Origin of the sequence: Nocardioides sp. CPCC 206348 (assembly GCF_048654705.1) — a bacterium.
Taxonomy (GTDB): Bacteria; Actinomycetota; Actinomycetes; order Propionibacteriales; family Nocardioidaceae; genus Nocardioides.
Window position 1 is genome coordinate 7,856 of record NZ_JBMCZA010000084.1, and the last position, 9,827, is coordinate 17,682.

General features: G+C 65.5%; 10 protein-coding genes. 8 read left to right on the forward strand and 2 right to left on the reverse strand.

Annotation, left to right across the window (positions count from 1 at the left end):
* Together ACOADB_RS04370 and ACOADB_RS04375 are read right to left on the reverse strand one after the other, a co-directional pair.
* Positions 1-648, reverse strand: a 648-nt coding sequence (locus tag ACOADB_RS04370) for a CaiB/BaiF CoA transferase family protein (protein WP_378596704.1), incomplete at its 3' end; no start/stop codon positions are given.
* Positions 649-654: 6 nt separating this feature from the next.
* Entirely contained in the window at positions 655-1,836 is a 1,182-nt protein-coding gene (locus ACOADB_RS04375) for an acyl-CoA dehydrogenase family protein (protein WP_378596705.1), read from the reverse strand.
* Positions 1,837-2,016: 180 nt separating this feature from the next.
* Here ACOADB_RS04375 and ACOADB_RS04380 point away from each other — a divergent pair, with 180 nt between their 5' ends.
* From ACOADB_RS04380 to ACOADB_RS04415, 8 genes are all read left to right on the forward strand, one after another.
* Positions 2,017-2,874, forward strand: coding sequence for a fumarylacetoacetate hydrolase family protein (locus ACOADB_RS04380; RefSeq protein WP_378596706.1), 858 nt, complete (start codon positions 2,017-2,019; stop codon positions 2,872-2,874).
* Positions 2,871-3,464, forward strand: a complete 594-nt coding sequence (locus ACOADB_RS04385; protein ID WP_378596707.1) for an amino acid synthesis family protein — start codon at positions 2,871-2,873, stop codon at positions 3,462-3,464. Before ACOADB_RS04380 ends, ACOADB_RS04385 begins: the two co-directional genes overlap by 4 nt.
* A gap of 75 nt (positions 3,465-3,539) precedes the next feature.
* On the forward strand, positions 3,540-4,079 hold the full coding sequence (locus tag ACOADB_RS04390; RefSeq protein WP_378596708.1) for a VOC family protein: 540 nt from the start codon (positions 3,540-3,542) through the stop codon (positions 4,077-4,079).
* Between the two features lie 401 nt (positions 4,080-4,480).
* Positions 4,481-6,508 carry an ABC transporter permease gene (locus tag ACOADB_RS04395; RefSeq protein WP_378596709.1) on the forward strand — a complete coding sequence of 676 codons (2,028 nt, stop codon included), beginning with the start codon at positions 4,481-4,483 and terminating at the stop codon, positions 6,506-6,508.
* Positions 6,501-7,301 carry an ABC transporter ATP-binding protein gene (locus tag ACOADB_RS04400; RefSeq protein WP_378596710.1) on the forward strand — a complete coding sequence of 267 codons (801 nt, stop codon included), beginning with the start codon at positions 6,501-6,503 and terminating at the stop codon, positions 7,299-7,301. The genes ACOADB_RS04395 and ACOADB_RS04400 overlap by 8 nt, the downstream gene beginning before the upstream one ends.
* The gene (locus tag ACOADB_RS04405; RefSeq protein ID WP_378596711.1) at positions 7,294-8,031 is read left to right on the forward strand and encodes an ABC transporter ATP-binding protein; all 738 of its coding nucleotides are present in this window, start codon (positions 7,294-7,296) and stop codon (positions 8,029-8,031) included. The genes ACOADB_RS04400 and ACOADB_RS04405 overlap by 8 nt, the downstream gene beginning before the upstream one ends.
* An 82-nt stretch (positions 8,032-8,113) precedes the next feature.
* On the forward strand, positions 8,114-9,376 hold the full coding sequence (locus tag ACOADB_RS04410) for an ABC transporter substrate-binding protein (protein WP_378596712.1): 1,263 nt from the start codon (positions 8,114-8,116) through the stop codon (positions 9,374-9,376).
* Between the two features lie 138 nt (positions 9,377-9,514).
* On the forward strand, positions 9,515-9,827 hold a 313-nt coding region (locus ACOADB_RS04415), incomplete at its 3' end, for an NAD(P)-binding domain-containing protein (RefSeq protein WP_378596713.1).

The following is a 9,827-nucleotide window of genomic DNA, read 5'->3' on the forward strand; positions in this document are numbered from 1 at the left end:
TCCGAGCAGGCTGGACAACAGGTTGACCTCGACGTGGTCTCCGAGGCCGGTGGCATCTCGATTCCGCAGTGCGGCCAGGATGCCGATGACGGCATCCTTCGCAGTGAGTACGTCGACCAGAGCAACACCGACTTTGCTGGGCTCGCCGTCGGGGTCGCCGGTGATGGACATCAGCCCCCCGACCGCTTGGACGACGAAGTCGTACCCGGGCAGATCTGCGCCCGAGCCGCTTCCAAAGCCGGTGATCGACGCGTACACGAGGCGCGGGTTCGTTGGTGCGACCGAGGAGTAGTCCAGTCCGAACTTGGCGAGCGCACCGGTCTTGAAATTCTCCACCAGAACATCGGCGCGAGCGGCCAGCTCGCGACCCAGCGCGGCGTCGTCAGGGTCAGACAGATCCAGCGTCATGCTCAGCTTGGATCGGTTAGCCGCAGTGAAGTAGGAGCTTGAGCGTGCGGCCCATGGAGGCCCCCATTGCCGGGTCTCGTCACCTTCACCGGAACGCTCGACCTTCACGACGGTTGCGCCGAGGTCGGCAAGCCAGGTGGTGGCAAGCGGTCCCGCCAGCACCCGGCTGAAGTCGGCCACGAGCACGCCCGACAGCGGTGCCGACGGTGTCGAGTTTCCGGAAACCTCGAGGGAGTTCATGGTGGCTCAGCGGAACGCGGCTTGCCCGGTGAGGGCCCGACCGATGACCAGCTGGTGCACTTCCGAGGTGCCCTCGTACGTCAGTACAGACTCCAGGTTGTTCGCGTGCCGGAGGACTGAGTACTCGAGCGTGATGCCGGCAGCGCCCAGCACCGTGCGGCACTCGCGGGCGATGGCGATGGCCTCGCGAACGTTGTTGAGCTTCCCGAGGCTGACCTGGTCCGAGGTCAGGATCCCGTCGTCCTTGAGGCGACCCAGGTGCAGGGCCAGCAGCATGCCCTTGCCGAGCTCGAGCGCCATGTCGGCGAGTTTTGCCTGCGTCAGTTGGTACGACGCCAGTGGCTTGTCGAAGATCTCGCGCTCCTGCGCGTAGCGGATGGTCGTCTCCAGGCAGTCGCGCGCCGCACCGAGTGCGCCGAAGACGATGCCGAAGCGAGCCTCGTTCAGGCACGACAGCGGACCCGCGAGACCGCGAGCGTGAGGAAGTATGGCGGACTCCGGAAGTCGGACGTTGTCCAGCACCAGCTCGCTGGTTATCGAAGCGCGCAGCGACAGCTTCCTGGAGATCTTCGGAGCCGAGAAACCAGGGGTGCTGGTAGGAACCAAGAATCCGCGGATGCCTTCATTGGTCTGCGCCCACACGACCGCGACGTCAGCGACAGATCCGTTGGTGATCCACATCTTGTTCCCGCTGAGTAGCCAGTCAGAGCCGTCGCGGACTGCCCGGGTGCGCATCCCTGCAGGGTTGGAACCGAAGTCGGGTTCCGTGAGCCCGAAGCAGCCGATCGCCCGGCCAGCGGCCATGTTCGGCAACCACTCCTGCTTCTGCTCCTCAGATCCGTGCTTCCAGATCGCGAACATCGCCAGCGAGCCCTGGACGCTGACCAGCGAGCGAATGCCGGAGTCGGCCGCCTCCAGCTCCATGCAGGCGAGGCCGTAGGCAGTCGCCGACATACCGGCGCAGCCGTAGCCGTCGAGGTGCATCCCCAGCACTCCCAGCTCCCCGAGGGCGGGTGCCAGCTCGCGCACCGGTACGTCACCTGCCTCATACCAGTCAGCGAGGTGCGGTTGAACGCGCTCGGAGACGAACTTGCGGACCGTGTCACGGATGCTGCGGTCCTCGTCGCTGAGGAGGCGGTCAGTCGCGAACAGAGCCAAGGGCGGCTGGCTCTGGCGGGTCTTGGTCATGAGGGGCTTCTCCATTTCGTGTAGCGGACGGCACCGACCAGTGGCGGGACCGCTGGATCACTTAACCACAAAATAATCAACTATGCAGGAGTAGAAGTTTCGTGCACAAAATGCTAACTTGCCGAAGGCGAGCGACCACAGTCCTGGCCTGCGCCCCAGCCACCTAGAGGAGACGTCAAAGTGAAGTTCGTGTCATTCACCCATGCAGACCGCGAAGCGTTCGGCGTCTTGGCCGACGGCATTGTCATGGATCTGGCCGACGCCACCGGGTGTGCATCCCTGGCGGAGTTCATCGCGAGCGATCAGTACGTCGACCGCGAGGGCCTCGTGGCGAAGGGGATCGCGGTCCCGCTCGGCGACGTCTCCCTGCTGCCGGTGATCCCCAGGCCGGAGAAAATCGTGTGCAGCGTCCGCAATTACATGGACCACCACCAAGAGGCACTCGCTGCCGGGCTCAACCGTGAGTTGTCGGAATTCCCGCCGATCTTCCTCCGGTACTGGCGATCGCAGGTCGCCCACGGGCAGCCCATCATCAAGCCGCGAGCCTCGGACACCTTGGATTGGGAGGGGGAGCTGGCGGTCATCATCGGCAAGGGCGGGCGAGACGTCCCCGTGGAGCAGGCCTATGACCACGTCGCCGGCTACAGCATCTACAACGACGCGTCCGTGCGCGAGTTCCAGTTCCACGCCAAGCAGATCGCGGCCGGCAAGAACTTCGAAGGAACGGGCGGGTTCGGCCCTTGGATGGTGACTGCTGACGAGATCGAGCCCGGTCGCAAGCTGAAGCTCGAGACCCGCCTCAACGGTGAAGTTGTCCAGTCGGGTGACACCGGGCAGATGATTTTCGACATCCCCACCCTCATCAACTATGCCTCGACCATTTTCACCCTGGTGCCGGGCGACGTCATCGCCACCGGCACGCCGTCGGGCGTCGGCTTCGGCCGGAAGCCCCCGATGTACATGAGGGTCGGTGACGTCGTCGAGGTCGAGATCGAGAGCATCGGCGTTCTCCGCAACCCGGTCGAGGCGCAGGTATGACTGTGATCAGCGAACTGGTCCGCGTTCGCAAGAAGGCACTGACCGTCGAGACGACCTTCCACGAGTTCGGTCCGACGCCGGCTCGGCCTCTCCGGACCGGGGTTGCGCTTGCGGTGGTCGCGAATCCCTACGCCGGGCGATACGAAGAGGACCTCAACGAGTTCATGGCCGCCCTGGGCGGGCTGGGTGCCGAGCTCGCGTCCGAGCTCGTCGAGGCGCTGGGAGGAGTCGACAACGTCGAGACCTACGGCAAGGCCGCCATCGTCGGAGTCGCCGGCGAGCTCGAGCATGGAGCTGTCTGGCACGAGGCCGGCGGCTGGGCGATGCGCACCGCCCTCGGGGAGCCGCCCGCCATGGTCCCCTCCGCGAAGGCGGTGGCCGCGTCCGGCTATCGACTCATGATGCCGATGCACTACATCCACGCGTCCTACGTCCGCAGCCACTACACAGTGGCGGAGGTGGGCATCCAGGACGGACCTCGCCCGAGTGAAATCTTGTTCGCCCTCGCGATGGGCGACGGAGGCCGCATCCACTCCAGGTTGGGGGGGCTCGCGAAGGACGCAGTTTCAGTGCATGACGGACAGCGCTGATGTAGGCAGCTCTGCAGCTGCCTCGTCCGCATGCTCCATCCTTGATTCACGAGCACTATTGAGGAGAACGGCTTCATGTCCAACGATGTCGAGTTCAAGCCCGTCCTGTCCCACTTCGGAGTCTTCTGCCGAGATCTGGACGCCATGGTCGACTTCTACACCCAGGTGTTCGGCCTCGTCGTCACCGACTCCGGCGAAGGCCACACGATGCCCTTCACCATCACCTTCCTGTCCGGAGACCCCCAGCACCACCACCAGTTGGCGTTGGCCTCGGGTCGCGGGGCGGACGCGCCCAGCACCGTCATGCAGATCTCGTTCAAGGTGAAGACGATCGACAACATGCGCACTGCATGGCAGCGCGCCGCCGAGGCGGGTGCCACGAGCATGCGGGGCCTCAACCACGGCAATTCATTGTCGATCTACTTCTCCGACATTGAGGACAACACCGTCGAGGTGTACATCGACACTCCGTGGTACGTAACGCAACCGCACGGCGACCCCCTGGACCTGGCCCGGCCCGACGACGAGATCTGGGCAGAGACCGAACGTATCGTCCGCGCCGACCCGACCTTCCTGACGATCGAGGACTGGCGCGCCGGCTTCGGCAAGTCGTAGCTGCGCAGAGACCCCTGCGGAGACGAGCGGCCTCCTGGGCCGGGCTGGTCGGACGACCGCCGCATGCCCTCCAGCGCCCCCACGGGGCGTTGGAGGGCACGCGCCATTTTCGGCCCCAAGTGGATTTTCGCCCTGCCTGCATGGGAATTCTCGACTGGGTTTGGTGGCGCAGGTCGATGCCGGCGCCCGGCCGGACACCCATCAGGGTTGCTGACAGCGGGCTTCAAAGAGTTTCGGTTGTAGGCCGTTCGTGACCGGTGTCACACTCGGCAAGCACCAAGGATGACCGAGCTCTCTCGCCCGGCGACTCGCAGTTCGGCCAGCAGGTTTGCGGCCGTCCACGCGCTTCGAACCTCGTCACTCTTGCCGTAGCCACTTCCCCGATCATCAGGAGTCATGCCGTGGCGGCCTACCTCTCATTCCTCGTCCTGGGCCTGGCTTCAGGCGCGGTCTACGCCGCCCTCGCCACGGGCGTCCTCACGATCTACAAGGCGAGCCGGGTCGTGAACTTCTCGCAGGGCGCCATGGCCATGTGGGGTGCCTACGTGTACGCAACGGTGGCCAACACCGGATTCGTGGTCCTCCCCATCGGGACCCTGGACCTGGGCCGGATCCCGAGCACCGGAACCGCCCTCCTCATCGGGACGGCGAGCGGACTCGCTCTCAGCCTCGTCACCTACACCCTGGTGTTCCGACCGCTCCGGCACGCGCCGGCGCTCGCCCAAGTGGTTGCGTCCGTCGGCGTCCTCATCACCATGCAGGCCATCGTGATCCTGAGGTTCGGACCAGAGTCGATCAGCGCGCCGCCGGTCTTCGAGAGCCAGCCCGTTGACGTCCTCGGGACCACGGTCTCGGGCAGCGCCCTGACCCTCGCCGGTATCGCGATCCTGATGACCATCGGGCTCGGCCTGTACCTGCAGTACACCCGGTACGGCATGGCCACCCGCGCTGCCTCGGAGAACGAGCGCTCTGCCATCCTCAGTGGCTTCTCGACGACGCGCCTCTCGGTTCTCGCCTGGGCGATCTCCGGCACCTTGTCGACGCTCATGGTCATCTTCGCGGCGTCGACGACGGGCCTCAACTCGACCAACTACACCCTGTACGTCATCCCGGCCCTCGGCGCGGTGCTCGTTGGCAGCTTCCGGTCCATGACCGTCACCCTCGTGGCCGCGCTCCTCATTGGCGCCTTCCAGGGCGTCGTCACGTTGATGTCGACGAAGACATGGTGGCCGGAGTGGGCCTCCCCTGCAGGAGTCAGCAGCACCCTGCCCTTCGTCGTGATCGTGATCGCCCTGTTCGTCGTCGGGGACAAGTTCCCCAGGCGCGGAGCCATCATCGAGCAGTCGCTGCCGACGATTCAGCTGCCGAAGATCCGGCCCGTCGGGCTCGGCATGCTCGTTGCCCTTTATCTCGGCATCCTCCTCATCGGGAACGGCACCTACAGGTTCGGCATCATCACCACTCTGATCCTGGCGCTGATCTGCTTCTCTTATGTCGTCGTCACCGGCTACCTCGGCCAGGTCTCCCTCGCCCAAGCGGCGTTCGCTGGCACCGCCGGCTTCATGCTGTCCAAGTTGAGCACCTCATGGAACGTCCTGTTCCCGTTCGACCTCATCCTGGCCTCAGTCATGGCCGGGGCACTGGGTCTTCTGGTTGCCGTACCGGCGGTCCGGATCCGAGGCACTCAGCTCGCCATCGTGACCCTCGCCGCGGCAGCCGTCATCGAGTCATTCGTGTTCAACAACGCGGCGTTCGCGGGAGCCGAGAAGGGAAGCCCGATCGCCCAGCCGACACTGCTCGGCTTCGACCTCGGCATCCGTTCCGGCACCAACATCGCCCGGGTCTCGTTCGGAATCCTCGTCCTCGTTGTCGTTCTCGTTGTTGCTTCGGCGCTGATCCGGCTACTCGGCGGCTCCACGGGCCGCGCGTTCCTCGCGGTCAGGTCCAACGAGCGGGCCGCAGCCGCTGCCGGCCTCAACGTCGCGCTCATCAAGGCGGTCGGATTCGCCCTCTCGGCGTTCATCGCGGGTTTGGGCGGATGTCTGCTCGGCTACTCGCGGGGACAGCTCTCGGTCGCATCGTTCACTGTCTTCGTCGGCATCAGCCTGCTCGCTTTCGCCTACCTGGGCGGAATCACGTCGTTGTCAGGTGCGGTTGTCGCAGGCGTCCTGTGTCCTCTTGGGCTCGTCTACACGTTGATCGAGGACCAGCTCCACGTCGGCGACTACTACGGCCTCGTGGCGGGCCTGGCACTTCTCCTGACCGTCATCTTCAACCCGTCCGGGATGGTCGGTGCCACCCAAGAGATGGTCCGGGGGTTCAAGACGAAGCGCCCTCCACCCGGGACACCCGCAACCATTGTGCCTGCGCCGGGAGGCGCCAGCCGCTCCCACGAAGTCCCCGCGAGCGAGGAGGCCGTCCGTGCCTGAGACAACCAAGCAGGACCAGGGACAGGGCCTTATCGCTCGGGGCATCACCGTCCGGTACGGCGGCGCCGTCGCGAACAACGACATCGACATCGAGGCACGCGCTGGGATCGTGACGGGCTGCATCGGACCCAACGGTGCAGGCAAGACCAGCTTCGTGGACGCCATCACCGGTTTCACCGCCTGCTCGGGAGAGGTCACCGTCGACGGCCGCCCCCTCACCGGACTCGCTCCCCACAAGCGCGCGCATGCAGGCCTCGTCCGAACATGGCAGGCCGGAGATCTCTTCAACGACGCAACGGTCGCCCAGAACCTGCAGATCGCGGCCGAGGGCTTCCAGGCCAACACGACGTGGCGTGACCTGTTCACGAGCCGGCGAAGTGTCGAGCAGAGCCAAGCCGCACTCGTGTCGTCGGTCCTCGAGCGCCTCGACATCCTTCACACCCGTGACCGTCGCCCCACCGAGCTGTCGCTGGGTGAACAGCGTCTTGTCGGTGTCGCTCGCGCCTTGGTCATGAAGCCGGCTGTGCTCCTCCTCGACGAGCCCGCTGCTGGTCTCGACACCAGGGAGAGCCGGAAGCTCGGCGCCACCATCGCGGAGATCGCGAGGGAGGGAGTCGCTGTCCTCCTCATCGAGCACGACATCGACCTGGTGCTCGCGATCAGCGCCCAGGTGTTCGTTCTCGACTACGGCCGCGTCATCGCCGCCGGCACACCTGCCGAGATCCGCAAGGACCCCGCCGTCATTGCTGCCTACCTGGGCGAACCCACCGAGGAAGAGGTCAGTCATGGTTAGTCGGCTATCTGTTCAGGAACTCGACGTCGCCTACAACGGCACGCCCGCCGTTCGCAACGTGTCGTTCACCGTGGAGCCCGGAGAGGTCGTCGCCATGCTGGGCCCCAACGGCGCAGCGAAGACCACCACCCTCCTCGGAATCGTGAACGCGCTTCGCGAGGTCGAAGGATCCGTCTTCCTCGACGGGGTGGACGTGTCGAAGCAGTCGACGGAGCAACGCGCCCGACAGGGACTGGTGCTCGTTCCCGACGACCGCGGCATCTTCCACCAACTCACCGTCGCCGAGAACCTGAGGCTCTCGGCGGCGCGAGGCAACGGGAAGGCCCTCATCAAGCAGGCCATGGATGCGTTCCCGCGCCTGCAGGACAAGGTGACGATGCGCGCAGGACTCCTGTCCGGAGGAGAGCAGCAGATGCTCGCAGTCGCCAAGGGTCTCGTCATGGCGCCCAAGATGCTCATGATCGACGAACTGTCGATGGGCCTCGCGCCACTCATCGTGAGATCCATCTTCGACAGCATCCGCACCCTCGCCCGGCAGACGGGCACCTCGGTCCTGCTGGTCGAACAACACGTGGAGGTCGCCCTGACCTACGCCGACCGAGGCCTGGTCCTGAATCGTGGCCAGCTCGTCCTCCAAGGACCAGCCGGTGACCTCGTCCATGACCGTGCGCTCCTCGAGAGCGCCTACCTGGGCGCCGCCGCCGACCAGCACTTCATCTCCACCGCGTGACCCACGCGAACCACCGACTCGGGACACACGCCGGCCACACCGCTACCGGACGCCGCAACACCAAACAAGGAGACAATCAGTGATGTCGGAGAGATCCAAACTCAGCCTCGCGGTCGCCGCCGCGCTCATGCTGCTGCCGCTGGCAGGTTGCGCCGACAGGTCCTCCGGCTCGAACAGGGACAGCACGAGCGTGGACCCCAGCGACGTGCTCACGCCGGACAAGGCCTCCGGTGAGCCCGTCAAGCTCGGGTTCTTCAACCCCAGCCGCGGTGCGACCGCTCAGCCCGAAGCCGTTGCGGGTGCCCGCGCAGCAGTCCACTACATCAACGATTACTACGGCGGCATCGAAGGTCGCCCGATCGAGCTGTTGGAGTGCGAAGTCGACGCAACGCCTGAAAGCATCGTCAGCTGCGCGAACAAGTTCGTCGAGGACGAGGTCGTCGCTGCCACTTCCGCGGCGACGATCAACGACGGCGCCGCGCTGCCCATCCTCGACGAGGCAAAGATCCCACTCGTCGGCTATGCCGGCGCCTCGTTCGAATCGGTGTTTTCGCAGACAGCGCTGTTCTTCGGCCCCTCGATCCCGTCGAGCACGATCGTCCCGTTCCAGTTCTTCAAGGACGAGGGCGCGAAGTCTGTCGCATTCATCTTTGGTGACATCCCGGCCAACCATGACTACGTCGATGCACAGTTCACCCCGATCGCCAAAGCCCTGGATCTGGACTTCCGGCCGGTCTACTACGACATGAACAACGTCAACTGGACAACTGTGGCGGCCAGCCTCATCGTCACCGACGCAGACGTGGTCGGTGTTCCCAGCCTTCCGGAAGACCAGTGCACCGACCTCGTCAAGGCCCTCGTCGACCAGGGTTACCAAGGCACCATCCAGGCCGGAGCTTGCACCGAATTCGCCGAGTCGGTCACACTGCCCGACTCAACCAAGGCTTACATCACAGCGGGTCTGTGGCTGCCGGTCACGAAGGATGCTGCGCCCGTGGAGGCTCAGGATCAGTTGGACATCTTCGAGGCATCTGTCATCGACGCCGGTGAGACCGCCAGCAACACCTACGCGGTCGCCGCCTTCTCGGTCCTCGTGACTCTGACCGACATTCTCAACGACGCGCAGGCTGAACTCACCCCCGCCGGTATTGACAAGGCGGTCCGCGCGGCGAAGGAGGCGCCGTCCTTCCTCGGTGCCCCGGTCACTTGTGATCACTCGGTGTGGCCCGGCCAGTCGGCGTGCAGCAACTCGGTCCTGGTGCTGGAGGCAGAGGCGGGTGGCTCGTTCGTGCCGGCCACCGATCCACCGTTCACGACGACCTCGCCGGCCGTCCTCGGTCAGTAGCAGGAGGGCACCCCGGTGGGGTGAGCGCATGCTCGCCCCACCGGCGCGTCGCAGATCGGGTTGAGCTGCTCGCCGAGAACAGCCTGTCGACCTGTCGCTGACACCTGATGGTCGCCTGTTTCGACTGAGGAGGAGTAGATGCCGTTGATCACGACGGAGACGGTTCTCGCAGTCCTTGGAGGCACCGGACCACAGGGCCGGGGCCTTGCCCGGCGTCTGGCGCTCGGTGGCGCGAAGGTGGTCATCGGCAGCCGCGATGCGGCCAGGGCGGAGGTGGTCGCCAAGGAGATGCGCGAGGACGGCGTAGGGTTGGTCGGCATCGACAATCGCGCCGCTGCTGCGGCCGCTGACATCGTGATCGTGGCGGTGCCCTGGGACGGTCACGCCCAGCTGCTCACCGAGCTCCGACCGGTCCTGGCGGGCAAGATCGTCATCGACTGCGTCAACCCGC

Excerpts from the sequence above, each read along its gene's own strand:
- ACOADB_RS04375 (WP_378596705.1), bottom strand. The coding sequence starts at position 1,836 with ATGACCAAGACCCGCCAGAGCCAGCCGCCCTTGGCTCTGTTCGCGACT.
- ACOADB_RS04385 (WP_378596707.1), top strand. The coding sequence starts at position 2,871 with ATGACTGTGATCAGCGAACTGGTCCGCGTTCGCAAGAAGGCACTGACC.
- ACOADB_RS04405 (WP_378596711.1), top strand. The coding sequence starts at position 7,294 with ATGGTTAGTCGGCTATCTGTTCAGGAACTCGACGTCGCCTACAACGGC.
- ACOADB_RS04410 (WP_378596712.1), top strand. The coding sequence starts at position 8,114 with ATGTCGGAGAGATCCAAACTCAGCCTCGCGGTCGCCGCCGCGCTCATG.
- ACOADB_RS04390 (WP_378596708.1), top strand. The coding sequence starts at position 3,540 with ATGTCCAACGATGTCGAGTTCAAGCCCGTCCTGTCCCACTTCGGAGTC.